The 26146-nt window shown below is 34.5% G+C and carries 27 protein-coding genes and 1 pseudogene; 19 read left to right on the top strand and 9 right to left on the bottom strand.

Translation table 11 applies throughout. The annotated features are described in order from the left end of the window. The first annotated feature begins 166 nt into the window (after positions 1–166). The 4 genes from NSQ40_RS18475 (at position 167) to NSQ40_RS18460 (ending at position 4394) form a co-directional block, all read left to right on the top strand. Positions 167–1558 carry an amino acid permease gene (locus NSQ40_RS18475; RefSeq protein WP_018782218.1) on the top strand — a complete coding sequence of 464 codons (1392 nt, stop codon included), beginning with the start codon at positions 167–169 and terminating at the stop codon, positions 1556–1558. A gap of 390 nt (positions 1559–1948) precedes the next feature. After that, positions 1949–2143: a hypothetical protein gene (locus NSQ40_RS18470; RefSeq protein WP_003199361.1), complete on the top strand. Its 195-nt coding sequence runs from the start codon at positions 1949–1951 to the stop codon at positions 2141–2143. 341 nt (positions 2144–2484) lie between these two features. Next, positions 2485–3921 carry a MocR-like pyridoxine biosynthesis transcription factor PdxR gene (gene pdxR / locus NSQ40_RS18465; RefSeq protein WP_097787286.1) on the top strand — a complete coding sequence of 479 codons (1437 nt, stop codon included), beginning with the start codon at positions 2485–2487 and terminating at the stop codon, positions 3919–3921. Positions 3922–3971: 50 nt separating this feature from the next. Further along, a complete protein-coding gene (locus tag NSQ40_RS18460; RefSeq protein WP_018765206.1) occupies positions 3972–4394 on the top strand; it encodes a YfmQ family protein in 423 nt (140 codons plus the stop codon). Positions 4395–4507: 113 nt separating this feature from the next. On the opposite strand, the gene NSQ40_RS18455 is transcribed toward NSQ40_RS18460, so the two are convergent. Then, a complete protein-coding gene (locus NSQ40_RS18455) occupies positions 4508–5197 on the bottom strand; it encodes a Crp/Fnr family transcriptional regulator (protein WP_097787287.1) in 690 nt (229 codons plus the stop codon). 73 nt (positions 5198–5270) lie between these two features. On the opposite strand from NSQ40_RS18455, the gene NSQ40_RS18450 reads away from it, so the two are divergent. Then, positions 5271–6059, top strand: coding sequence for an HAD-IIB family hydrolase (locus tag NSQ40_RS18450; protein WP_003199369.1), 789 nt, complete (start codon positions 5271–5273; stop codon positions 6057–6059). A 79-nt stretch (positions 6060–6138) separates the two neighbouring features. Here the strand turns inward: NSQ40_RS18450 and NSQ40_RS18445 are convergent, their stop codons facing one another. Then, positions 6139–6576: a CBO0543 family protein gene (locus tag NSQ40_RS18445; RefSeq protein WP_078211822.1), complete on the bottom strand. Its 438-nt coding sequence runs from the start codon at positions 6574–6576 to the stop codon at positions 6139–6141. After that, entirely contained in the window at positions 6515–7726 is a 1212-nt protein-coding gene (locus NSQ40_RS18440) for a DUF2515 domain-containing protein (protein ID WP_170957105.1), read from the bottom strand. The genes NSQ40_RS18445 and NSQ40_RS18440 overlap by 62 nt, the downstream gene beginning before the upstream one ends. A 223-nt stretch (positions 7727–7949) precedes the next feature. Between NSQ40_RS18440 and NSQ40_RS18435 the strand changes: the two genes are divergently transcribed. Further along, positions 7950–8339 carry a VOC family protein gene (locus NSQ40_RS18435; protein WP_003199373.1) on the top strand — a complete coding sequence of 130 codons (390 nt, stop codon included), beginning with the start codon at positions 7950–7952 and terminating at the stop codon, positions 8337–8339. A gap of 129 nt (positions 8340–8468) precedes the next feature. Here NSQ40_RS18435 and NSQ40_RS18430 read toward each other — a convergent pair whose 3' ends face one another. Continuing rightward, positions 8469–9113 (bottom strand): YczE/YyaS/YitT family protein, encoded by a 645-nt coding sequence (locus NSQ40_RS18430; RefSeq protein WP_003199374.1) that lies wholly within the window; start codon positions 9111–9113, stop codon positions 8469–8471. Positions 9114–9620: 507 nt separating this feature from the next. Between NSQ40_RS18430 and pepT the strand changes: the two genes are divergently transcribed. Beyond that, entirely contained in the window at positions 9621–10853 is a 1233-nt protein-coding gene (gene pepT, locus NSQ40_RS18425) for a peptidase T (protein ID WP_003208089.1), read from the top strand. Positions 10854–11054: 201 nt separating this feature from the next. On the opposite strand, the gene NSQ40_RS18420 is transcribed toward pepT, so the two are convergent. The 3 genes from NSQ40_RS18420 to NSQ40_RS18410 are packed head-to-tail and all read right to left on the bottom strand — an operon-like array spanning position 11055 to position 13288. After that, the gene (locus NSQ40_RS18420; protein ID WP_097787288.1) at positions 11055–12158 is read right to left on the bottom strand and encodes a DNA-3-methyladenine glycosylase 2; all 1104 of its coding nucleotides are present in this window, start codon (positions 12156–12158) and stop codon (positions 11055–11057) included. Between the two features lie 10 nt (positions 12159–12168). Then, positions 12169–12690: a methylated-DNA--[protein]-cysteine S-methyltransferase gene (locus NSQ40_RS18415; RefSeq protein ID WP_003199379.1), complete on the bottom strand. Its 522-nt coding sequence runs from the start codon at positions 12688–12690 to the stop codon at positions 12169–12171. Between the two features lies 1 nt (position 12691). After that, a complete protein-coding gene (locus NSQ40_RS18410; RefSeq protein ID WP_018765215.1) occupies positions 12692–13288 on the bottom strand; it encodes a bifunctional transcriptional activator/DNA repair enzyme AdaA in 597 nt (198 codons plus the stop codon). Positions 13289–13468: 180 nt separating this feature from the next. Here NSQ40_RS18410 and NSQ40_RS18405 point away from each other — a divergent pair. The 7 genes and pseudogenes from NSQ40_RS18405 to NSQ40_RS18375 form a co-directional block, all read left to right on the top strand. After that, positions 13469–13561: pseudogene (locus NSQ40_RS18405) on the top strand (exonuclease III); the annotation flags it as partial. A 343-nt stretch (positions 13562–13904) separates the two neighbouring features. Then, the gene (locus tag NSQ40_RS18400) at positions 13905–14870 is read left to right on the top strand and encodes an iron-hydroxamate ABC transporter substrate-binding protein (protein ID WP_003199305.1); all 966 of its coding nucleotides are present in this window, start codon (positions 13905–13907) and stop codon (positions 14868–14870) included. A 19-nt stretch (positions 14871–14889) separates the two neighbouring features. Continuing rightward, positions 14890–15897 carry a FecCD family ABC transporter permease gene (locus NSQ40_RS18395; protein WP_003199307.1) on the top strand — a complete coding sequence of 336 codons (1008 nt, stop codon included), beginning with the start codon at positions 14890–14892 and terminating at the stop codon, positions 15895–15897. Positions 15898–15919: 22 nt separating this feature from the next. Further along, positions 15920–16912 (top strand): FecCD family ABC transporter permease, encoded by a 993-nt coding sequence (locus NSQ40_RS18390; protein WP_371388593.1) that lies wholly within the window; start codon positions 15920–15922, stop codon positions 16910–16912. A gap of 15 nt (positions 16913–16927) precedes the next feature. Beyond that, the gene (locus NSQ40_RS18385) at positions 16928–17746 is read left to right on the top strand and encodes an ABC transporter ATP-binding protein (protein WP_003199311.1); all 819 of its coding nucleotides are present in this window, start codon (positions 16928–16930) and stop codon (positions 17744–17746) included. A 25-nt stretch (positions 17747–17771) separates the two neighbouring features. Next, a complete protein-coding gene (locus NSQ40_RS18380) occupies positions 17772–18593 on the top strand; it encodes an alpha/beta hydrolase (protein ID WP_018765219.1) in 822 nt (273 codons plus the stop codon). A 207-nt stretch (positions 18594–18800) separates the two neighbouring features. Beyond that, positions 18801–19106 (top strand): metal-sensing transcriptional repressor, encoded by a 306-nt coding sequence (locus NSQ40_RS18375; protein WP_003199315.1) that lies wholly within the window; start codon positions 18801–18803, stop codon positions 19104–19106. A 329-nt stretch (positions 19107–19435) separates the two neighbouring features. Here NSQ40_RS18375 and NSQ40_RS18370 read toward each other — a convergent pair whose 3' ends face one another. Continuing rightward, a complete protein-coding gene (locus NSQ40_RS18370) occupies positions 19436–19708 on the bottom strand; it encodes an HU family DNA-binding protein (RefSeq protein WP_258248255.1) in 273 nt (90 codons plus the stop codon). Between the two features lie 101 nt (positions 19709–19809). Next, on the bottom strand, positions 19810–20625 hold the full coding sequence (locus tag NSQ40_RS18365) for a formate/nitrite transporter family protein (protein ID WP_003199319.1): 816 nt from the start codon (positions 20623–20625) through the stop codon (positions 19810–19812). Positions 20626–21618: 993 nt separating this feature from the next. Between NSQ40_RS18365 and NSQ40_RS18360 the strand changes: the two genes are divergently transcribed. The 5 genes from NSQ40_RS18360 to NSQ40_RS18340 all read left to right on the top strand — a co-directional run bounded on the left by NSQ40_RS18360 (position 21619) and on the right by NSQ40_RS18340 (position 26068). After that, positions 21619–22296: a CsxC family protein gene (locus NSQ40_RS18360; protein WP_097786770.1), complete on the top strand. Its 678-nt coding sequence runs from the start codon at positions 21619–21621 to the stop codon at positions 22294–22296. A gap of 139 nt (positions 22297–22435) precedes the next feature. Next, a complete protein-coding gene (locus tag NSQ40_RS18355; protein ID WP_003199291.1) occupies positions 22436–23404 on the top strand; it encodes a BC_2427 family protein in 969 nt (322 codons plus the stop codon). 88 nt (positions 23405–23492) lie between these two features. Then, on the top strand, positions 23493–23804 hold the full coding sequence (locus NSQ40_RS18350) for a hypothetical protein (RefSeq protein WP_016115838.1): 312 nt from the start codon (positions 23493–23495) through the stop codon (positions 23802–23804). Between the two features lie 320 nt (positions 23805–24124). Then, the gene (locus tag NSQ40_RS18345) at positions 24125–24667 is read left to right on the top strand and encodes a DUF420 domain-containing protein (RefSeq protein WP_033797051.1); all 543 of its coding nucleotides are present in this window, start codon (positions 24125–24127) and stop codon (positions 24665–24667) included. A gap of 237 nt (positions 24668–24904) precedes the next feature. Then, positions 24905–26068 (top strand): iron-containing alcohol dehydrogenase, encoded by a 1164-nt coding sequence (locus NSQ40_RS18340; RefSeq protein ID WP_003199298.1) that lies wholly within the window; start codon positions 24905–24907, stop codon positions 26066–26068. Positions 26069–26146 lie beyond the last annotated feature (78 nt).

Below are 26146 nucleotides of genomic sequence, written 5' to 3'. Positions count from 1 at the left end.
TGAATTTTCCGACTATTGCGAATGGTTAATGGGAAATGGAAAATGATTTTAGGGCAGCTTTTAAAAGAGAGAAAAAAGTGACGCTTGCTTCATCATTTTGATACCTAATAGAAATTGTAGTATAGTGTTCAGCTTGGGATTTAATAGCGCAAGAGGGGGAAATGAAGTGGAAAACAAAGAACTAAAGAGGGGTTTAGAAGCGCGTCATATTCAAATGATTGCTTTAGGCGGTACAATTGGTGTTGGTTTATTTATGGGTTCAGCAAGTACGATTAAATGGACAGGTCCGTCGGTAATGCTTGCTTATGCAATCGCAGGAATTTTTATATTTTTCATTATGCGTGCGATGGGAGAAATGTTGTATGTAGAGCCAGGTACAGGTTCATTTGCGACATTTGGCCATAAGTATATACACCCATTAGCAGGGTATATGACGGCATGGAGTAACTGGTTCCAGTGGGTGATTGTTGGAATGTCAGAAATTATAGCGGTTGGGGCATACATGCAGTACTGGTTCCCGGATCTGCCTGCTTGGGTGCCAGGTATCATCACAATGGTGATTCTTGGTGCGGCGAATTTAATTTCTGTTAAATCATTTGGTGAATTTGAATTTTGGTTTGCGATGATTAAAATCGTTACCATTGTGTTAATGATTATTGCGGGGGTTGGACTTATTTTCTTCGGATTTGGTAACGGAGGGAATGCAATCGGTTTATCTAATCTTTGGGAAAATGGCGGCTTCTTTACAGGTGGCTGGTCAGGGTTCTTCTTTGCTCTATCACTAGTTGTTGGGGCTTATCAAGGTGTCGAATTAATTGGGATTACAGCTGGCGAAGCAAAAGATCCGAGAAAAACGTTAACTAAAGCGATTCAAAGTACGATTTGGCGTATTTTAATTTTCTATATTGGGGCAATTTTTGTTATTGTAACTGTTTACCCTTGGGATCAACTAAGCTCAATTGGTAGCCCGTTTGTGGCAACTTTTGCGAAAGTTGGGATTACAGCAGCTGCTGGGCTGATTAACTTTGTCGTAATCACAGCTGCAATGTCTGGCTGTAACAGTGGTATTTACAGTGCAGGACGTATGCTTTATACACTAGGAATGAATGGACAAGCACCAAAATACTTTGCAAAAGTCTCCCGTAATGGTGTGCCTTTATTTGGTACGATTGGCGTGTTAATTGGCTTAGCGATTGGCGTTATTTTAAGTTATATTGCACCAAAAAACTTATTCGTGTATGTATACAGTGCAAGTGTACTTCCTGGTATGATTCCGTGGTTTGTCATTCTGATTAGTCAAATTCGATTCAGAAAAGCAAAAGGAGCTGAAATGGACAATCATCCGTTCAAAATGCCATTTGCGCCTGTTACAAACTATGTAACGATTGCCTTTTTAATCATGGTACTAATCGGTATGTGGTTCAACGAAGACACACGAATCTCACTTATTGTAGGCGTTATTTTCCTGGCTATCGTTGTCATTAGCTTTTATGCTTTTGGAATAGGTAAGCGTGTTCCAGTAGAGGTTCAAACAGAAAATGAAGTGGCTAACCGATAATTTACTTTGTTTGGTTAACGTTTTTCTAATTGGACAATAATACGAAGAATTTTTGATGAGGTATCAAGACAACCGAATGTTTCATAGTGCTAATAAAAAGCAAACAACCGATGAGAAAGACTCAGTAGGTTGTTTGCTTTTTTGTATTGTTCTTTTTATTTTTTTAGTGGTAGCAATAACTTAGAAACACTATTTTTCACTCGTAAAGTGGATGAGTAAAAAGTTGTGAAAGTGGATGGTCCTTTTGAAATAAATATCCCTTATTATAAAAGAGAAGGGTAGTATGCTTTAAGTATCTTGATTATGCTCTCATCCAAAAAGTATAAAGTTTTTAAGTCGAACGATTAGATTTTCTGTTCAAATAGACTGGTTTTAGAGAGGAGAAAGCCAATGAAATTTGCAATTTCATTAGTTATTATTATTGTAATTGTATCACTTTTGGGAACGATGTTAGTTGCAAGAAACACGGAGGGAAATTACGGTCAGTCTACGAAGCAGAATGTGACGAACTTGTCTGTTATTTATATCGTCCTTTTATTAAGTCTTCTTATAGGAGTTACGTGGTATGCGGTTGCTGTCTTGTAGTCTATGTACTTTAGATAAGTAGGTGGCCTAAATGAAATGGAATGTTTATTTTTTAACACTATTCTTTTTTATAAGGATATAGAGACATCACCTTTTAATGTAAAGAAGCTCCATTCCTCAAATATGTGAATGTACAATAGGAGTGGGAATTCAATTCGTATATCTATTTAGTTACTACTATTCACATTGTAGAATGAGTGAATATCTTCATAGTTGGGAATGAATAGGGCAAACTATGCTAAATTCAAACAGCGAAATACTTAGTATATAACAAACAGAGGTTAACACCTTAATTTTATTTTAATCAATAAAAAGTCTGCTGATAAGGGGGAGGGAATTAGATGGAATGGAGACCCAATCGTGCAGATAAAACGCCAGTCTACAAACAAATTGCTGACTATATAGAACAGGGGATTTCTTCAGGAGAATTTTCTTCAGATAGTATGTTACCTTCGGAACGTACTTTAGCAAAAGAGTTGCAAGTGAACCGCAGTACGGTAGTAGCGGCATATGAGGAACTGAAATCACTTGGGGTAGTAGAGAGAATAAAAGGAAGTGGAACGCGTGTAAACACAGATATATGGGGGATATCGCGTAAACGTACGCCAAACTGGGGGAGATATGTAGAAGATGGTTCATTCCTCCCGAATCTACCGCTAGTTCAACAAATTCGAACAGAAACTCAGAAGGATGATTTGATTAATTTAGCAAGTGGTGAGTTGTCACGGGATTTGTTTCCTGCTGACCAGTTTCGCAGGATTCTCTCAGAACAAATATTTATGGAGAATCTAGGATATGATCATCCACAAGGAAATGAAAAGTTAAGGGAAACGATTTCTTCACATGTAGATAAATATAAGAATATCGATGTTGATCCACGCTCTATTTTAATTACATCAGGGGCGCAGCAGGCACTTAATCTTATTGTGCAGTGCTTGCTTAAGCCAGGAGATGCCATTGCTATTGAGAATCCATCGTATTGTTTTTCGCTTCCGATGTTTAAATCTGCCGGGTTAAAAATATACCATTTACCTGTGGATCAACATGGCATGAATCCGGATGATTTGATAGATTTACACAGAAAGCACCGAATTCGCATGGTATTTCTAAATCCGGATTATCAAAATCCAACCGGAACGGTCCTTTCATTGTCTCGTCGCAAAAAGATTTTGGGATTGTCATCTGAATTTGGTATACCAATTGTGGAAGATGATCCTTATAGCTTAACTTCTTTCAATGGAGAAGTAAATCCAACCTTAAAGTCTATGGATACGAATGGAAATGTTCTATATATTAGTTCATTATCGAAAATCGTAGCATCTGGATTGCGAATTGGGTGGGTGATTGGTCCACCTCAGGTCATTGAGCGTTTAGCAGATGCAAAGCAGCAAGTAGATTTTGGACATAGTGTCTTTCCTCAATGGATAGCGAATCAATTCTTAGAATCAGAAAAATTTCATGCGCATATTTTTATGCTTCGTAAACAACTGAAACAGAGAAGGGATCAATTAATCACAAGTCTTGGGGAACTTTTAGGGAATCAGGTTGAATTTCATGTTCCAGAAGGCGGTATCCATTTGTGGTGTCAAGTGCAGGGTTCAATTGATGAATATCATTTATTAGGAAGAGCGATACAAAATGGTGTAGCTTTTGTTCCAGGGAGTGTATTAGGTTCGAAAAAAGAATATGTACGTTTTACTTTTGGAAGAGCAAACACAGATCTTATTCATGTAGGGATTAAAAGATTTGTAGAGACTCTAAATAGTATTCGACGATAATAGGAATCATGTAATAATAAGAATTTAGAATGTAGTGGAGATGATAAAATATGACGACCTGGTTTATAGTTATGTTAGTTCTTTTCGGTGGTCTTAAAATAGTAGTGTCCAGTCTTCCAACCTCTGTTGTGGAGTCTTTTGTCAGTAGATTTGAATTGCATCCACAACTTAATGGTGAGGCTGTTACTGTAACAATTGACGGAAACCGATTGGCAGATGAAGATAAACTTCAAATTATTGATTACTTTAACGAAGCAATATTTTTAGAGAAATATTATTTTCCACCAGAGGGCAGTGAGACTCCATTGATCATTGATACGAAGAGAGGAAAAAACGATGTTAGGTTTTGGGTTTATAGTTACAACGATCATGTTGATGTAGTCAAACAGTACAAGAGGAAAGTAGTCGCGTATAGTCTGCGTTCCAAAAGCCTTCAAAACCATTCTATGTTAGTAATGGGAGAGGTAGTTTAACAGATTTTTAAAGGGACGGTCTAAAACCCATTACAAAGACAAATCATAAAGAGAAGGAGCAATTGGAATGAGTTGCTCCTTTTTGGAATGCAACAATATTTAGTATAACGATATTATTCGTATCTTAAACCATTAGAAATACGTTCAATAGATTCCCAATCTTTTACGATAATTTGTTTGTTTTCTTTGCGAATGACATTCGTTATACTTAATTTTTCGATAATGCGATTTAGATGTCGAGTTGTAGTACCGATAAGTGAAGCGATCTCGTGATGATCTGTTGTACGGATTTCTCTCCCGAATAGTTTAGAGGTATTTCGTATTGTGCATAAGTAACTTGCAAATCGTGTTTCCACTGAAGCTAACAAATTAATACGTGAGGCAGTCGTACATGTTTGTAGTTTGTAAGTCACATGGTGTAAAAGTTCTTGTGAAAAAGCAATGTCATGTAAAAGTACATTATTAACATAGTGTTTATTGATAAAAATAAAATCGGTTTTTTCTTCAGCGCTTACATGCGATTGTATATTTATATTTTGAATGAGTTCAATATCACCCATAATGGAAACGGCAGAACAAAATCGAAGTAATAATGCTTTTCCTGTAATTACACTCGTCGTAATTTTTGTACGTCCAGATATTTGAATGTATAGACCGTCAATAGCTTCTCCTTCGTGTAACACAATCTCTTTTACATCATATCGTCGAATTTGAAATGGGTGATGAAGATGTGTAAAAAGTTTCTGTATATGTTCATTTGCTAAGTAAGTTGATAGTAGCAAGTCGTCTTCAATTTTTTTCATGATTTTCCTCCTTTTTCGGACATCTGTCCTGTTCATTATAAAAGAATTTTTTTACATTAAAAAGAAAGGAGTGATGTATATGAAATTTATTTTTGATATTGATGGTACAATTTGTTTTAAAGGAAACCCATTAACGGAAGGTATAATTCAAGCATTAGATACTTGTCATGCTAGAGGACATGAAATCATATTTGCATCTGCTAGACCAATAAGAGATTTATTACCTGTAATACCAAGGCATATGCATCACTATTCAATGATTGGTGGAAATGGGGCATTTGTTGTAAAAGAAGGAAAAGTCATTGAGGTTACACCATTTGATAAATCAACAATGAAGTCTATTCGTTCATTAATAGAGGAGCATCACCTTGCTTATTTGATCGATAGTCAATGGGATTATGCTTATACTGGAAGTGAAAATCATCCAATTTATCGCAACATAGATCCTGATAAATTAGCTACTAATGTATCGATTGATTGCATCGATGAAATGGTGAAAGTTGTGTTGTTCCCTGATGGGAATGAAGAAAAATTAGTGGAAGTGTTAAATGAACTACCTGTGCAAATGTATGCACATCATCAAGAGGACATAATTGATATAAGTCCATTAGGGATTGATAAATGGAAAGGATTACAAAAGTTAGGAGTAGAAGAAGGATCATTCATCGCTTTCGGTAACGATGCAAATGATGTACCAATGTTTTTGCATGCGAAAGAGGGAGTTTGTATTGGTGATCATAAAATGTTGCGCTCCGTTGCATCTATGAGCCTACAGAGTAATGAGCAATGTATTATTGAAAAAATTATTAAGTTATCAGACATAGAATCTAGGAATATATGGGACTTAATGAGGAACCTTTAAAGCAAATTAGAAGTTGGTTTCTAATTTGCTTTTTCTTTATATAGTAACTTTGTTTTTATTAATCTACAACTACTACTACTTAGTATTGTAGCCACCGATAAATCTTCCACATAAAAAACATGAAAATCATATATCCAAAGAAAGAATAATAATGATGCCAGTTTTCATTGTGAGTAAACAATCCTAAGCTTTCAGCAAATTGTTCGGATATACTTGCACAAATGCCGATTAGCATAATAAATAGAATTCTTGAGAATGTAGATAAAGCTTTGGCAATATGTAAAAAGAAAGCAGTAAAGGTTGGCAATATAAATAATGTAAAAGCGATATTGACCGAAAACATATTTGGAAATGGTCTGACTGGAAAAGCATACATTTGTTTACTAACAAATAGATAGTCTAAATATGTTCCAATGAAACAGGAGAAAATGATGGCGACTATAAATGCTAGGTGATTACTCTTCTGTTTCTTCTTCTCTGAGAAGGATATTTTTTTTCGTAAGAATTGCAAGTTCAATTTTTTCCATCGTTTTACAATAGTCATCCTCAATCTTCCCATTTGTATTTTCTCCTTTATCAATGAAATAGTCTACGATACGCCAGTCTTCAAACCAGTCTCCTTTTTCTGCCTCTTCATGTTTCAAATCTTTCCATGCGTATATTAATTGAGGGCTGTATAAACGATTTGCATCTTTTCTGAGGTGACATTTTTTTATTCTACGTTTATAAAATTCACGAGAAAATGACTCATTTACATCAGAAAACAAATGAGGCCAGTAGTCTTTCCGTGAAGCAGTATGCGAATGATCGTGAGCCCAATTTATTACTTTGGATAACGTATGTTCGTTGCGAAACAATAAAGAGTATAATCGTTTGCCTAGTAGAATTCGTTCATGTAAGGAGGTAAAGTGTTTCATTGTATCACCAAATAACAATGTTTTTTGTTTGGTCTCATCTTCATAGTATGGAAAAAGGATATGATTAAAACGGAAGAAGTCAAAGAGCTTAAATCCAATACTATTTAGTACGGTCTTTTTAAAGTGATCATTTTGAATGACTCTTTTTTCTAAATAGCTTTGTTCATTAATAATCGTTGCTATAGCTAATGTATAGTGATTGCCCGTTTTCCAAAAATGGTTCCACATCGTTTCCATAAACGTTGAGACATTGAGATGGGGTAGGAGGTAAAAGAGAGTTTTAGATCTTTTAAGGCTTTGTTCATATAGTAAAAATTGTGGATACACATCTTGGAAGATTAACCAGTTTCCCCGTTCTAAAAAAGAGTAGTAGGTAAGTTGGTCTTTTTCTGATAACAATCTTGTATATAAATCCCCTTTTAAATCTGTCATATTCCAACCGCCATTACGTGATACCATATGTCCAAGTAGAGCCCAGTGTATTTCAGGATGCTGAAGGTAAAACTGATAATAAGCACGTGTTCTCGTCACGTTATTTTTGTTCAGTTGTTTTGTTTGTTCTGTAATGTTATAAATAAGCATTTTCTCTTCTATTGTCAATGCAGCCTTTTTAAAGGAAGCGGTACTACTTTTGCTTTTTTTCTTTAGTTCATTTTTTACATCTAAAAGAGAAAGCGGGATCGCTTTGGAAGACCCGTTCCATTTTCTTTTTCGATTGTTTTCATACATTTTATTTCCTCCTGTTAACATGAATTTCAACAAATAGTTTAATAGAACGGTTACCATCATTTTATTACACATATTCTGAATAAATGTGGACTGTTTTTGGGGACATAAACAGTGTAATATTTTTTACCATAAGCACGATAAGTCTTTTGTACTATTTCATCTTCATACGAATGAGGGATTCAATAAACGTGGAACTCGATTATATTAACAGGTAGGAGCATAAAAAATATAAGGAGAGAAAAGCATGAAGAATTGGGTTCAAATTAGAATTGCACGCCCGACAGCTAAATTTGAAGAAGTTATCGCATTTTATGAAGAAGGATTATGCTTAAAACGGATAGGGGAGTTTCATAATCATGAAGGGTATGATGGAGTTATGTTTGGATTACCTGATGTAGAATATCATTTAGAGTTTACAAGGCATATCAACGGCAGTCCATGTCCAGCTCCAACAAAAGATAACTTACTGGTGTTTTATATGACTCATAAAGCTGAGATTGAAAAAGTAACTAACAGGTTACATGCAATGGGTTATGATGAAGTTGAACCAGAAAATCCATACTGGAAAGAAAAAGGTATTACAATAGAAGATCCTGACGGGTGGAGAATTGTACTCATGCATATAGAGAAATAAAAGTAGTATATTTATAAAAAAGAGGTCGTTTGTTCTAGTGTCCCGTTAAAAATTTAAATATAGAAAGAGTCTATTTTGATGATACTGTCTTCAATATAGACTCTTATATTTTTGTTAAGTTTTATATATTTATAAATTCGCACTAATGTGGTCTTTCTTTTTCCTCTCTAAAGTATTTAAAAACATTTGAAATGCTTTAAATGATTGCTGGAATATTGGACTTTGGATAAAAGTGTATAAGAATGTTACGATGAAAACGGGACCTCCTAGAATGTATCCAATTACAAGCACAATACTCTCCACAATGATTCTAGCACGACTTACAGATAATCCAGTTTTATCCGAAATGGCAAGCATAAATCCATCCCGCGGTCCTGCACCAATTCCGGCAGCGACATACATGCCACCTCCAATGCCTGTAATTATGATTCCAGCAAGTAAAATAAGAAGATTTATCCATAAATACTGAGTAGCATGAGGAAGGATATTCAATCTCAAGAAAAAATCCATAATAGGACCGATTAGCAGTGCATTTAAGAATGTCCCTACGTTTATGTATTTTGGATCTACTACTAAAGAAACCAGAACGAGAAATAAACCGCATATAACACTCCATGTGCCGATTGTCCATCCGAATCGCTGAAAGAGTGCCATATTCAGAACTTCCCATGGATGCAGACCAAGGAATTTAACTTTTACCGCAATGGCGTTTCCGAGTCCAAAGAAAGTTAACCCTAAGAAAAAAAGAAAATACCGAAAGAGTGTTAGTCCCATCTTTAATCCCCCTAATATTATATATAAAATTACGTATATTACATGTGGAAATTCAATTATACAAATATTTCTTCTTTTTAATGAAAATGAATAATTTTAGTTTTTATGTGTGTGTAGTAATCAAAAGGTGAAACTACTTTTAATATAGGGGTTGTTACCAGTGAACAGACGAGTACTATTGATAATATACTTATTTCATGCTATTTGTTAGTTTGTATATTATGTAAATATCATTCATTAGTAAAATGAATATTTTTGATTTTATAAATAGGGAATACTAATGTATTGGTTTGTACTTACAGTAAAAAAATCTATATAAGATCTGTTACTATTTTAAGAGGAAAGTATATATTTTTATATCTTCGAACAAGGGAGAACATACGCTTTTTAATGGGGGCGAAATACTAAAAGTAATGAAAAAACGACATGGTTACAGTCAAAAACTTTAAAAAATTTCACCATGAGGATTATAATAAAGAGAGGTTCATGAAAAAGGAGTGAAATAATTTGAAACAAGAGCTTATAGAAAGATTTACAAGATATGTGAAGGTAGATACACAATCGAATGAAGAAAGTCATACAGTACCATCAACACCGGGGCAAATTGAGTTTGGAAAATTACTAGTTGAAGAATTAAAGCAAATTGGTTTGACAGAAGTAACGATGGATGAAAATGGATATGTCATGGCAACGCTTCCTGCCAATACGGAAAAGGATGTTCCTGTAATTGGTTTTTTAGCTCATTTAGATACAGCAACTGATTTTACAGGAAAGAATGTGAAACCGCAAATTCATGAGGATTTTGATGGGAAGGCAATTACATTAAATCAGGAATTGAATGTTGTTTTAACACCAGAGCAATTTCCAGAACTGCCATCATATAAAGGGCATACCCTGATTACGACGGATGGAACAACACTTCTTGGTGCAGATGATAAAGCAGGCCTTACAGAAATTATGACGGCTATGAATTATTTATTGCATAACCCACAAATTAAACATGGAAAGATTAGAGTGGCATTTACGCCTGATGAAGAAATCGGTCGGGGACCATCTCACTTTGATGTGAAAGCTTTTGGAGCATCTTTTGCTTATACAATGGACGGAGGTCCGCTTGGGGGATTGGAGTATGAGAGCTTCAATGCTGCAAGTGCAAAACTTACTTTTAAAGGAAATAATACGCATCCTGGAACAGCAAAAAATAAAATGCTAAATGCAAGTAAGTTAGCGATGGAGTTTCATGCGAAGTTACCAGTAGAAGAGGCACCTGAATATACAGAGGGGTATGAAGGCTTCTATCATCTTATTTCTATAAATGGTGATGTTGAGCAAAGTAAAGTTCATTACATTATTCGAGATTTTGATCGTGATAACTTCGAGACTCGTAAAAATACAATCACGAATATTACGAAACAGATGCAAGAAAAATATGGTGAAGAAAATATCATTCTTGAGATGAATGATCAGTATTACAATATGCTTGAGAAAATTGAACCGGTCAGGGAAATTGTTGATATTGCGTATGAAGCGATGAAAACTCTAGATATTGAACCAAATATTCAACCAATCCGCGGGGGGACCGATGGCTCTCAATTATCATATATGGGCTTGCCGACGCCAAATATTTTTACTGGTGGGGAAAACTATCACGGTAAATTTGAATACGTTTCTGTAGATAATATGGAAAAAGCTGTTCAGGTTATTATAGAAATAGCACGATTATTTGAAGAGCAGGCATAAAAAAAGAAATCCAGGTAGTGAAAAAAGACTATCTGAATTTCTTTTTAATTGCTCAATGATATACTTACTTGTAATTGCATTTGGCATTCTCACGTTAGTAGATATCAGTAGGGAATATAATTCCTGGTTTCACTTTATAATATGAACAATAGATAGGTTTTACTTATTGAAATGAACCTATCTATTGTTGTGCTGAAGAATTTAATACAGAACTCGCCATAAATAAAAGGTCGCATAGGATTCCCAATTCTTCCATGCTGAAGCATACTCTCTTATTTCTTTTTTTGTTGGTTTATGATCTGACCCTGTTAAAAGTTTGATCACATTATGTAGGCCAACATCATCAATTGGAAAAGCGGAAGGGAATTTTAGACAACGCATTAAAACATAATTTGCTGTCCATGGTCCAATACCACGTATGTCGGTTAATGTTTTCTCAGCATCTTTTAGGTCGCTTTTTATGAACGATTCTTTACTTAGGTTGCCTTGTGTAATGAGTTTTGCGACACCAATAAGATATTCACATTTCCTCGTAGTCATTTTTAATTTTGTTAGATCTTTTACTGTTAGATTTGCGATGAACTCTGGTGATGGGAATATCCAATATTTCTGTCCATTCCATTCGATATGTTCGCCGAAGGATTCAACAAATCGTCTTTTTAACGTATATGCAAATGTGAGATTAATTTGTTGACCAAGAATACCCCAACATAGTGCCTCAAATAAATCAGGGATTCCCATATTACGGAGTCCGTAATATTCGTTGATTGGTGTAGACAGAAGTACATCGTCTTTTGCTAAATCGTAAAATGGATTTAGATCCGTATCTAAATCAAACCATTCTCTTACATATCTCGCTACTGTAGCGCGAACCCATTTCTCAGGTGGCGTCTCACCACCTAAAAAGCGAACATGGATGTTCCCCTCATCATTTACACTTGTCTCGATTAATGGGTTTTCTCCCTCAATCGGAATGACTCTATAAATTTTATTATTTTCAATGTGAAACATACATTCATTTTTGGAACGTGAAAGATAGTGTGAATTTTGTTTAAAGCTAAATTCTTTCGGAACAATTAATGTTATGCTGTCATTTTCATCTTTCCACGCTGTATATGGAAGCTCAGGACAACAATTTTTACAAGGCTGATAACCAGTTTGTTCCGCTTCTTTTCTAGATTTAAATTTTCGATTGTTTCTTGGAGACTGTTTTTGTTCGCACCAAGGGAAGCAGTAGTTTTTCGTTGTTTTGTTACCTATAAAATAAGGAGCATCCCATTCAAGAGGAATTGTAACATTCTTCATTTTCAACCACCTACAGTAATATTTTTTCTAATGTTAACAATTCTTTTTTCATTGCTAAACCACCTCTAAAACCAGATAATTTCCCATTCTTCCCAATCACACGATGACAAGGGATTGTAATTAATAGAGGATTGGCTCCAATCGCGGTACCAACAGCACGTACTGATTTTGGTTTTTGAATAAGCTGTGCAATATCTGAGTAGGAATAGGTTTTTCCATAAGGAATTTCACGTAATGTATTCCAAACAGTTAATTGGAAAGGCGTTCCGTGAACGTCAATAGGACATGTAAATACTTCACGTTGTTTTTTTAGATACTCTACTAGTTCTTGAACATACGGTTCTAGCTTTAAGGGTTCTTGAACGAAAGTATGTTTCGGAAAACGTTTTTTCGTCCAAGTGGCTAATTCTTCAAAAGTTTGATGTTGAGATCCTACAAAGCATAATCCTGTTGATGTTGCGGCAATATACATATGCCAATTTTCATGAACAAATAGCGTCCAATATATAATTTGATTTGTTTTAGCTTCCATGTTATTGTACCTCGTTTATAGGATTCATTTTTCGATATTCAGTAGGGGTATATCCCGTTTTCTTTTTAAATAATGTTGCAAAATGTGCAGTGTTGGGTATACCCATAGTAAAACCAATTTCCATAATTGTTAGATTTGTATCCGCAAGATAGTGCATAGCTTTAGCAACCCTTATTTGTTGTATATATTCTAGTGGAGTGATGCCTTTCATTCGCTTAAAAGTACGCTGTAAATGATAAGGACTGCCATGACACATATCTGCAAGTATTTCGAGAGTTAATGCTTCACGATAATGTTTATCGATATACGCTGTAATTTGTGTTACCCAGTCTTCATCAGGTAACTTGCTTCCATTTGGCTTACAACGTTTACACGGACGAAACCTTTCGGATAATGCTTGTTTTGCATTGAGAAAAATTCGCACATTATTTTTGTTAGGTGTTCTAGATTTACATGATGGTCGGCAAAAAATACCAGTTGTCTTTACAGCGTAAAAAAATTTGTCATCATAAGAAGAATCATTGTGTATAATGGCTTGCCAATGTTCATCCGTCAAATTATTTACACTTGTTTCTAATTGTAATCTTTCATTTTGCATAGGATCACCTCCAAAATTAGTATACCCTGAAAAAAGTACACATGTACGCATTTACGAATGTAAGAGCAAGATTACAAAGGTGAAAAAATGATAGTCTCTTTATTTTGTGTTAGCATGTAAGCAGAAAATAAAAATATGAGGCGAGTATTAATGCTATGACATCAAGAGGGGGAACAAAAAGTGAAATTTATTTCGTGGAATGTAAATGGTTTACGAGCAGTTATTGCAAAAGGTGGTTTTATAGAATACTTAGAGGAAGCGGATGCGAAAATCAATCGTGAAGTAATAGGGTCAGATCATTGTCCTGTTGAATTACATATGGAATTTTAGAAAAAATAAAAAAGCAGTATCTATCTTGGATGAAGGATAGATACTGTTTTTTTATTTGTTTTGTTAAAATTTTTCAAATCATTCTTGAAATAATTCATTTATAACTATATACTTAATAACGATAATCATTATCAATAAATAGAAAAAAGATAATTTATTATTAGGGGAAGTGAAATAAATGAGTTTTAATTTTAAATAGATGTATTGTAAGGGGATACATGGAAAGAATATTTCACTAAAATACTATATTTAAAGATTACAAATTTGGAGAGGAGTATTTATAGACATGAATAAGAAATTATTTACACTAGGAATGGTCACAGTATTAAGCGTAGGTCTTGCAGCATGTAACAGTGCAGATAAAAGTTCAGGAGAACAAAAACAAGAATCAAAAGCAACTGAAACGAAGAAAGATGAGAAACAAAAGATTACATACTTAGGTAAAGAATATACAGTACCTGCAAAAATAAAGAACATTGTAACTGCTAGCTTAGAATCTATGGAAGATGCAGCGGTACTTGGCATTAAGCCAGTAGGAGCAATTACAGTAGGTGGAAAATTACCTGAGTATTTAGCAAAAGATTTAGAAGGTGCAAAATCTGTTGGTGAGAAAATGCAACCCAATTTTGAAACGTTACTTCAATTAAAACCAGATGTAATTACATCTAGTTCAAAATTCCCACCAGAGGCATCTGAGAAATTCGCGAAGGTAGCTCCAACGTTCCCAATATCACATGTTTCAACAGATTGGGAAGACAATTTAAAGCTGATGGGGGAACTTTCTGGTAAAAAAGATAAAGCAGAAAAAATTATTAAAGATTATAAAGCTGATGCTGCAAAAGCAAAAGAAAAGATTGGAGATAAATTAAAAGATAAAAAGGTGCTTGTAATAAGACTAAGAGCGAATAACTTATACCTTTATCCAGAAGGAGTATACTTCAATCCTGTAATTTATAAAGATTTAGGATTAACTGTTCCAGAACAAATTAAAGCTGTAAAAGCACAAGAAAAAATTTCTTTAGAAAAACTGGCTGAAGTCAATCCAGATTATGTATTCTTGCAATATGAGGCAAGCGAAAATGATAAACCAAAAGTGTTAGAAGAATTAGAAAGTAATCCAATTTGGCAAAGTATGAATGCCGTAAAAGATAAAAAAGTATTTGTAAATACTGTTGATCCAATCGCGCAAGGTGGTACTGCTTGGAGTAAAACAGCATTTTTAAAAGAAGTAGTGAAAAATTTATCTAAATAAGTAAGGTGCGTTGAATGATATGCGGAAAATAAATGCAGTACCAATGATAATTTTATGCTTAGCGCCCATATTTATTTTATTTACAGTTATGCTATCTATTTTATATGGGGCAAAAAATATCGATTTTGAAACAGCTTGGAATGCACTGTTTCATTTTGATTCAGGAAATGTAAATCATAATATTATTATTACTTCTCGTTTACCAAGGGTAGTTGGGGCTCTTTTAGTTGGAGCTTTTCTAGCCATATCAGGAGCACTTATGCAGGGGATGACAAGAAACTATCTTGCATCCCCTTCTATTATGGGTGTGACGGATGGCTCAGCTTTTGTTATTACGATGTGTATGGTATTTCTTCCAGGAATGTCTTCAGTAAATATGATTTTATGTTCTATGCTTGGCTCGGCATTAGGGGCAGGAATTGTTTTTGGTTTTGGTTCACTGCTTCGGAATGGATTATCACCAGTTCGATTGGCGATTATAGGAACTGTTATAGGGACGTTTTTAAGTAGTATTTCTGCAGCTATTGCTTCCTATTTTCAAGTTTCTCAAAATATTAGTTTTTGGTATAACACAAGATTAGATCAAGTGGATCCGAATGTACTTAAGTTAACAATTCCTTTCGGTATAGTTGGCATTATTTTATCCCTTCTAATTTCAAAATCTATTACGATTCTTTCGTTAGGAGAAGAGGTTTCTATTAATTTAGGACAACGTACAAAGCTTGTAAAAGCTACTGCAATTCTATCTGTTGTGTTTTTAACAGGTACTGCGGTTGCTTTAGTCGGGAAAATTGGTTTTGTAGGACTCATTATTCCTCATATTACTCGCTTTTTAATCGGGGTAGATTATAAATGGATTGTACCTTGTGCCGGTGTAATTGGTGGCATTTTTCTAGCTTTATGTGATGTGTTAAGTAGATTTGTAAATTATCCATTTGAAACGCCAATAGGGGTCGTTACCTCGTTAATTGGAATTCCTTTCTTCCTTTATTTAATTAGAACAAGAGGAGGGGAGAAGCATGCTTAGAGATGCACTGTCGCGTTATGTAATGACAATGAGTATTATCATACTTTTAATTTTGAGTGCAATTTATATTAGTTTAACGAATGGTACGTTTGATATTACGATTACAGATGTATTTCGAACGCTATTTCGAATTGATCCTGTACCTGAACATGATTTAGTTATATTTGATTTCAGGCTTCCGAGAATCGTAATCGCAGGATTAGTAGGATTAGGTCTTGGGATTGCAGGTGCTGTTATTCAAGGGGTTACAAGAAATGGTTTAGCTGATCCTGGTATTTTAGGGATTAATGCGGGAGCGGGTACTGCAATTGTGATCTTTATGTTTTTCTTCCAAGGACAAATGAAAAGCACAGATTGGATTTCTATTATGATGATGCCGTTGTTTGGTCTAGTCGGCGGGCTAGGTGCTGCTATATTAATTTATATGTTTTCTTGGCGAAATGGAAAATTAGATTCACAGCGTCTTTTGTTAACGGGGATTGCGATAGGTTCAGGCTTCGGAGCATTTTCTATGTATTTATCATTGAAGATGAAAGCAACTGACTTTGAAATGGCTGCTGTATGGGTTTCTGGAAGTATATATAATGCAAACTGGAAGTATATTATTGCTATGTTGCCATGGCTCATTATCTTAATTCCAATTATCAAAAGAAAAGCGTATTTACTCGACTTATTTCAATTGGAAGAGACGAGTATAACAAGTTTAGGAGTTTCAGTAGAAAGAGAAAAATCGATTTTATTATTAAGTAGTATTGGGTTAGTGAGTGCATGTGTTTCTATTTCAGGAAGCATTGGATTTATTGGTCTAATGGCACCACATATTGCGAAACGTCTGGTCGGCATTCATCATAATCATGTAATTCCTGTATGCGGTGCAATTGGAATGTTACTCGTGATTGCTTCGGACTTTATTGCAAAAACTGTTTTTGCACCAGCTGAATTACCAGTTGGGATTGTAATTTCGATTGTTGGTGTACCATATTTCCTATATTTGTTATACAAAGCAAAGGCGTAAGAGGAGTGATAGAAAGTGAAGGTTCTAAGCGCTGAGAATTTAGAAACGAGTTATGAAAAATTTACGGTTTTTCGTGATTTAAATGTAGAAATACAAGAAGGAAAAGTAACGACAATTATTGGACCAAATGGATGCGGGAAATCTACATTGTTAAAAACAATGGGCCGAATTTTAAAACAAAAAAGTGGTAAGGTATATTTACAAGGACAAGATTTACATACAATTCCTACAAAACAAATTGCGAAGCAGCTAGCATTACTTCCGCAAAACCCAATTGCTCCGGGAGAGCTTAAGGTAGAAGAATTGATTTCTTATGGACGCTATCCACATCGAAACAATGTAAATAAATTATCATCTAAAGATAAAGAAATTATTGAATGGGCGATGGATATTACAAAAACGACTGCTTTTCGCAAACGCCAAATTGCAAATTTATCCGGTGGACAAAGACAAAAAGTATGGTTAGCGATGGCATTAGCACAAGAAACGGAAGTTCTATTATTAGATGAACCGACTACATATCTTGATATGTCTCATCAATTAGAAGTATTGCAAATTGTTGAACGATTAAATAGGGAGCATAATTGTACGGTAGTTATGGTACTGCATGATATTAATCATGCAGCAAGATTTTCTGATGAAATTATTGCAATGAAGGAGGGGCAAATTGTTACAATAGGAAACCCAATAGAAATTATTACGAATGAAGTGCTGAAAAATGTATTTCATATTGATGCACGCGTCATGATAGACCCATATAATGGGGCTCCTGTATGTTTCGGTTATGATAGTGTGTTCCAAGAAGAAAATACTGAAATATATGTAACTAGCTAAAATGATAAAAGGAGGGGAGAATTACATGAATACTAGTATTGAAAAAACGGATGTTACTATTTCGAATATAGAGCAATGGAAGATGTATTCGAGACTAGGGAATCGTGAGTATCAAATTTATATTTCGAAGCCAAAGCAACCTGCTCCAGACTCTGGATATCCCGTGATTTATGTATTAGATGGAAATGCATTTTTTCAAACGTTTCAAGAAGCTATGAACATTCAATCGGTAAGAGTAGAAAAAACAGGGGTTGCGCCATCAATTATTGTTGGTGTTGGTTATCCAATCGAAGGAGTTTTTGCGGCTTCTGAAAGGTGCTACGATTTTACCCCTTCTTCGCCTTCGGTGGATGCACCGCCGAAACCAGATGGGAAACCATGGCCTAAGTCAGGAGGAGCAAGTGAGTTTTTAGCATTTATTCAAGATGAATTGAAGCTGCAAATTGAAAAGAATTTTGAGATTGATAAAGAAAAACAAACAATATTTGGACATTCGCTTGGTGGATTATTCGCTTTACATGTATTGTTTACAAATACAAACGCCTTTCAAAATTATTTCATCAGTAGCCCATCGATTTGGTGGAATAATAAGTCTGTTCTTGAAAAGGAAGCAACGTTTATAAATGAACTGAGTAGAGCGAGTTCTGAAGTCGGAGTCTTTCTGACAGTGGGAGCATTAGAAAGAGATCATATGGTTCAAGATGCAAATGCATTATCTGAGCGTTTAATGAACTTGCAACATAATAAGTTTCGATTTGCATTTTATGAAGCTGAGGGAGAGAATCATGCATCAGTAGTGCCAACTGTTTTAAGTAAGGCACTGCGCTTTGTAAGCAATTTATTCTAATCGTTGTTTTTTTAGTAGAAGTGAATTTGTGTGGGAATTGCTTTCGTAGTTGAGTTTTGTCATATAAGTAACGAATAAATAGAGGATATAGGTTGTTATTTGATTCTTATATAGGGTATCACCATATGTAAGTTTAATGCTATAATTGGTATACTCATGGGGGCATTGTTCCCTATGGATGGGGATAAACTTTAAGAAGGTGATAAAATGGATCATAATGAAAAAACAGAGGTTACTACCCATAGATCGGATAAAGAAAAAGAACAAATCATGAATAGGTTAAAGAGAATTGAAGGGCAAGTACGTGGTATCCAGAATATGATTGAAAATGATCGCTATTGTGTTGATATTTTAGTGCAGATTTCAGCTATTAATGCTGCAATGAAGAAGGTTGGTATGGGGATACTTAAAAATCATACAAATCATTGTGTTTCTAATGCTATTAAAGATGGTAATGGAGACGAAGCAATTGAAGAATTAATGAAAGTGTTTGAACGATTCTCAAAAGCGTGATAGAACAAGCTAGTATTGGATCTAGCTTGTTTTTTATTTTTTCATGGAAAAGTTTTTTATCTGTGTTGATACTTTTATGCACAGTGTTATTTCTAAATTTAATTTTAGTAAATGTACCTGGAAATGTTGTTTATCCATGGGTAGTTCCAATGTTATTTAGCTCACATGAAGGGGTAGGAAGGGCTTTTATTAATTATCCAATTAGGATTATAAGTTTGACGAGTCTTTTTATAATGGAGTTAATTTCATTAATTAGAGAGCATAAACGAAGAATATAACATTTTAAACATAAAAAATAGCCTTCTCATAAGCGAGAAGGCTATTTTTCATTATTTTACTGCTTCTTTTAGTTCTTTACCAGCTTTAAATGCAGGTACTTTTGAAGCTGCGATTTGCATTTCTTCACCTGTTTGTGGGTTACGGCCTGTACGAGCAGCTCTTTCACGAACTTCAAATGTACCGAATCCGATAAGTTGTACTTTTTCACCAGCTGCTAAAGTATTTGTGATTGATTCTACTACAGATTGTACAACTACAGTAGCTTCTTTTTGAGAAATTGCAGCTGTTTGTGCTACATTTTTAATTAATTCTGTTTTATTCATATCTTCACCTCATATGTAAATAATGCTATTTAAGTTGTTATTATAACGTATAAAAGAGAAGAGAACAAGTGTACTATAGGTTTTCTCTTAAATTCTTTTTGTTAAGCAGTTATAGATTCTTTCTTTAATTCCGTTGTTTTGCTATTAGACTGCTCTCGTTTGTTATAAGCCAAGAAGTAAGGGAGCGCTACAAATAGCATACCGCCGACTAAGTTTCCAAAGAAGACAACAATGAAATTTGGTAAGTATTCCATCCAAGTTAGATGCCCTGCAAAGATGGCGGCTGGAATAACAAACATATTGGCAACAACGTGTTGAAAGCCAATTGCAACAAAGGTCATAACTGGGAACCAAATGCCAATTATTTTTCCAGTGAATTCTTTGCTACCCATACTGAGCCAAACTGCTAAGCAAACAAGCCAGTTACATCCAATAGCAGAGACAAATGCTTGTATTGGTGTGTCATGTAGTTTTGCTTGAGCGATAGCTACAGTTTTGGCTAAAAATTGCCCTTCTGTTAATCCGACGATGTGGCCGAAAAAATAGGCCACAAATACAGCGCCAATAAAATTGCTAATCGTAACAATTGTTAAGTTCTTTAATACTTTAAAGAAAGAGATTCTTTTTGAAAACCAAGCGATTGGTACGGTCATCATATTACCGGTCACTAGTTCGCCACCGGCAAGAATAACTAGAATTAAGCCAATAGGGAAAACAGCAGCTCCTAGAAAACTAGTAAAGGATCCCCAAGATTTTGGCATTGTTCCAATGACGTGAATATCGAGTAAATAACCTAGTGCTATGAAAGCCCCGCCAAAAAAACCTAGAATTAACATAGGTAGTAGCGGCAAAAGTGCCTTTTTTTGACCTGAACTTGCGGCCAATTCAGTAATTTCTTGTGGTGCATAGACAGACATGAATAACCCCTCCATATTTTGATAAATGACTCTATTTCCATTAATGAGTTTTTCTGCCTTATTAATGGTTAAATTGATAAATTCGGGGGAACGAGTAAGGTCCCTCGATTAAGCGTTTTCTTTTCTCAGAACATGAAGATGAGATTTTTTCAGAATGAAAACAAAAAATACCAAAAATGCTACTCATCTTGGTAATTAAAAGTAAAAATTACTTAAAGTTGTTCTGTAGAATATTTCATCAACAATGAAATATGAATAAAAAGTATATACATTGCATATCATGTTGACAAAATTATGTTACATAATTTGAATAATTTTGTCAATTCGTGGTAAAAGTAGGAGGATAGAAGTTAGGATATTCTATGAAAAATGATAGACATATAGTTTTAACGTTTCAATTCATCAGTTAGGAAGTGATTGATGATGAATAAACCGTGGATCGGTAATAAACCGATCGGTAATAAACCAATAGATAAAATTTTTTCTAAGCATAAAATAAGCACTGAGCTGAATGTGGAAAAAAATGCCTCCCCATGGATTGGAATAGAAGAAAATTCATTTTCAGAGAGTGGAGTGGAAAAAAATGCCTCCTCATGGATTGGAATAGAAGAAGATCCATTTTCAGAGAGTGGAGTGGAAAAAAATGCCTCCTCATGGATTGGAATAGAAGAAGATCCATTTTCAGAGAGTGAGGTGGAAAAAAATGCCTCCTCATGGATTGGAATAGAAGAAAATTCATTTTCAGAGAGTGGAGTGGAAAAAAATGCCTCCTCATGGATTGGAATAGAAGAAGATCCATTTTCAGAGAGTGGAGTGGAAAAAAATGCCTCCTTATGGATTGGAATAGAAGAAGATCCATTTTCAGAGAGTGGAGTGGAAAAAAATGCCTCCTCATGGATTGGAATAGAAGAAAATTCATTTTCAGAGAGTGGAGTGGAAAAAAATGCCTCCTCATGGATTGGAATAGAAGAAAATTCATTTTCAGAGAGTGGAGTGGAAAAAAATGCCTCCTCATGGATTGGAATAGAAGAAGATCCATTTTCAGAGAGTGAAGTGGAAGAAAGTTCACCGACAACATCAATTGTAAAAATCCCGGTTGTATTAGCAGAGAGAACAATTCAAGTTGTTGTAGAAGCAAATATTTCATTGGATCCTTTGGCAATCGAAATTAAACGTGTGTTGAAAAATGTATTTTTAACACACTGTAAGTTAGTTCCTGTAGCGTTTACGTCGGTACCAGGTACCAATTATCGCCGAGTCACAAGAGCAAAATTATTTGTAGAGGGCTATATTCGAAATAACATTGAATATGTTGCCGATCAGTATAATGGATTATTGTATAGTCGGATTGTTAATATCTCGTTTTCTAGATTCCTAGATTTGACAGCAGGTGATTTTATAACACAGCCTTTATTGGTAGCTTTTTTAGATACTACATCCCACTTGATTAATCCTAGGGGTGTCTATTTACCCCGGTTAGATACAAATTCTTTTGGAAATTTAGTTTTTTACAATAAACAACCGTATTGTGAATTAGTCAGAGCTGATTTTTATGAGTTTGATTTTTCACCATGTTTAACAAACTTGAACAAGTCATGTAGCGAACTTCGTAAAACAATCGTACTAGATCTTACTTTGAACATCTTACAAGTACAGCAAGTACAAGTTTAAAAAATAGACAGACATCGTCTTTTTTTATAATAAAAGTTGATGTCTTTTTTTTTATTATAAAACATATATAATGTTGAAACGATTATGTGTTTAAAAAATAAATAAGTCTCTCAATTCATCAGTTAGGAAGTGATTGACGATGAATAAGCCATGGATTAGTAATAAAATGATAGATAAAATTTTTTCTGAGCATAAAATAATCTCGGAGCTGGAAGTGGAAGAAAGTTCACCTTTAGAGATCGGGATGGAAGAAAATCTATTTACAGAGAGTGAAGTGGAAGAAAGTTCATCTTCAGAGATCGGGATGGAAGAAAATCTATTTACAGAGAGTGAAGTGGAAGAAAGTTCACCTTCAGAGATTGGGATGGAAGAAAGTTCACCTCCTGAATTAAAAGAAGGAAGATTAGCAGGTCTCATGACAATTAAAATACCATTTCATACCATATCCGAAGTGGCTGATTTTTTAATCTCGCCTATTGTGAGTAGTACGAATGAAGAAGTATTTGTATTTCAAAACGAAGAGAATGAAATATTTCGTGAGTTAGATACAAAGTTGTTAGCTACGGTACATCATTATAACGAACAGCCATATTGTCGTTTAATTTCTTCAAAGCTTTTTGAAAAGAGGATTTTTCTAGAATTTTCGAGTGAGAATTATATAAAACATAGTGGGGAAAATCAGTTAGAGCAATCTTTATGGGTTCCTATACACAATTTGAATTTAAAACAGAGAAACGAAAAAAAAAGGAGTAACTATGTAACGACGAAACTGCCAGTTGAAATAGGGAAGTATAAAACGGAAATTAGTTTAGAAGAAAGAGTGATGTTTCAAGAAGAAGTAGAAATTAAAGAAGTTTTACAAGAAATTGTTTTGACAGATAGTAAATTTTTTTCTCAAAAAGTTCTAAAGTCAAAAGAGAATTCAGTAACAATTGAAAAAGGAAAGTTGTTGGTAGAAGGCTATGTTGTACAGCGAATTGAATATACAATGGGGTGTTCTAATGAGCAAAGTAATGGATTAGTTAGGTATCAGTTACTGCAAAAAATAGTGCTTGAGTTAATCGTTCAAATATTACAGGAGCAAGAAGTGCAAGTGGAAATTATGTAATCACTATTGCCACGGTGTATATAAAACATTTTTCTTGACTTTTTATATGCGGACGAGGAAAATGGTAAAAAAGGAAGGAGGGGTGATAATGGAAGAGTACGTATTGGATCTTTATAATGTATTGTATACAACAGATTGGCAAGATATTGTTTCATTTCTTGGAATTTTATTTTGTTTAAAAATTGTTATTGTGTACATGGAAGAGCAAGGTATGTTCTATTCCTTCTCATCTCCGTCCGATTTAGAGCGGGAACCGTTGCTCAACTATGCCAATATAAAACAGACGGAACTTCCTTTTATCACATTCTTTATGATTCGGTTTATAACAGCCATTGTGAAGAAAAAAGAAGCCGAAGAAGGAGATTGTTATCCGACTTGTAATACAGCGTATTGTTTATAAGCTAAATACAAGGAGGAGAATAATATGTGGTTTCGATTTCTTATGATTGGTTTCTTTTCATTAACAGCAATTTCTTTAATGGGATATCAAGTATCAGAGATTTTTCAAGCATATAGTGACATGTTTTTTAATAAAAACTAAACGAATTGCTATTTCAATAATAAAGCGATAAGATCCTTCTTAAGAAGTATGATTAAGAAGGATTTTTTCTTTGTTTGATTTCAGTGTGTCAAAGTATTGTCACATTTGCACTATGAATAATATGTTAAAATAGTGTGGTTAACTATACATATGTAAAAGAGGAAGAGGGAGTGAACAATTTGATAGATCAATCAACAAATCAGAAAAGCTATGCTCCTATTGTGATAACGCTTTCTGTAGTTGTCAATGCGATTATTTTATTTTTGTTTTTTGGACCTGTTGGCTACAAAGGAGAGGTACATTTTGATGTAACAATCTTGCCGATGTTAAATGCAATTTTTAATAGCTTTACATTTGTATTTTTATTGGCAGCATTGTTTTCTATTATTAAAAAGAATGTAAAGATGCACCGAGGTTTTATTCTTGCGGCATTTACAACAACAGTGCTATTTTGTGTTTCATATTTATCGTATCATTATTTAGCACCAGCAACGCATTTTGGTGGGCAAGGTATCATTAAATATGTGTACTTCTTTATTTTAATTACGCATATTTTCCTTGCGGCAATTATTGTACCGCTTGCATTATTCTCGCTTGTATATGGTTTTACAAACCAATTGACTCGTCATCGTAAGATTGTACGTTGGACGATGCCAATTTGGTTATACGTAAGTCTTTCTGGTGTTATTGTTTACTTAATGATTTCACCGTATTATCAATAAAAAATCTCAGCCTTTGGGCTGGGATTTTTTTTATTCCGCTATTCATAGGTAGTAATATCCCACAACTCAAGATTTAAAGAGAGGTGAAGAAGGTAGGGGGAGGGAAAATCTGATTGGTGAGAGCTAACTTTCACTGATGGAAGATTCACTTTATGAAGCAAATATTTTTGTGAAATGAACAAAATATGTTATACAAAAGTATAGTAACTTTTATATTGGAAGGATGGGTAGGGAATTATGCAAAATTTTATATTTCGTAATCCGACAAAGCTTATTTTTGGGCAAGGGCAATTAGAACAATTAAAAACAGAGATTCCTCAGTATGGTAAAAAGGTTCTTCTCGTATATGGCGGGGGGAGTATTAAACGAAATGGCGTATATGATAATGTAATCTCTATATTAAACGAAATTGATGCAGAAATTTTTGAATTAACAGGCGTTGAACCGAACCCACGTTTATCTACTGTAAATAAAGGAATTCAAATCTGTAAAGAAAATGATATTGAATTTATTTTAGCTGTCGGTGGTGGAAGTGTCATCGATTGTACGAAAGCAATTGCTGCAGGTAGTAAATATGATGGTGATGTATGGGACATTGTGACAAAGAAAGCATTTGCAAATGAAGCTTTACCATTTGGTACAGTACTAACTCTTGCGGCGACAGGTTCTGAGATGAACGCAGGGTCTGTTATTACAAATTGGGAAACGAATGAAAAGTATGGGTGGGGTAGTCCTGTTACGTTCCCACAGTTTTCTATTTTAGATCCAGCGCATACAGCTTCTGTACCAAGAAATCAAACTATTTATGGTATGGTTGATATTATGTCCCATGTATTAGAACAATACTTTCATCAAGGTTCAAATACAGAATTACAAGACCGCTATTGTGAATCTATTTTAAAAACAGTCATTGAAACAGCCCCGAAACTTTTAAATGGTTTAGAGAACTATGAGCATCGAGAAACAATTTTATATTGTGGAACGATGGCGCTAAATGGCATTTTAGCAATGGGTGTCCGTGGTGATTGGGCAACGCATAATATTGAGCATGCCGTTTCAGCTGTGTATGATATTCCACATGGCGGTGGTTTAGCGATTTTATTCCCAAATTGGATGAAGCATGTTTTAGATGAAAATGTAGATCGGTTTAAACAATTTGCGGTGCGTGTGTTTCATATAGAGACGGAAGGGAAAACGGATAAGGAAATTGCGGTGGAAGGTATCGAAGCGTTGCGAAGCTTCTGGACATCTATTGAAGCACCGTCTCGTTTAGCTGACTATGAAATTGGAGAAGAGAAAATTGATGTAATGGCTGAAAAAGCGATGGTTTATGGTGAATTTGGTCATTTTAAAAAATTAAATAAAAAAGATGTAGTAGAGATTTATAGAGCTTCATTATAAAGGATAAAGATAATTCAAAGAACCTTCTTGATACGTATCAAGAAGGTTCTTTGAATGTTATTGAACGGTTTAGTGGTT

Origin of the sequence: Bacillus sp. FSL K6-6038, from assembly GCF_038050455.1 — a bacterium.
GTDB classification, from domain to species: domain Bacteria; phylum Bacillota; class Bacilli; order Bacillales; family Bacillaceae_G; genus Bacillus_A; species Bacillus_A pseudomycoides.
This window is presented reverse-complemented; position numbering and strand designations above follow the sequence as displayed.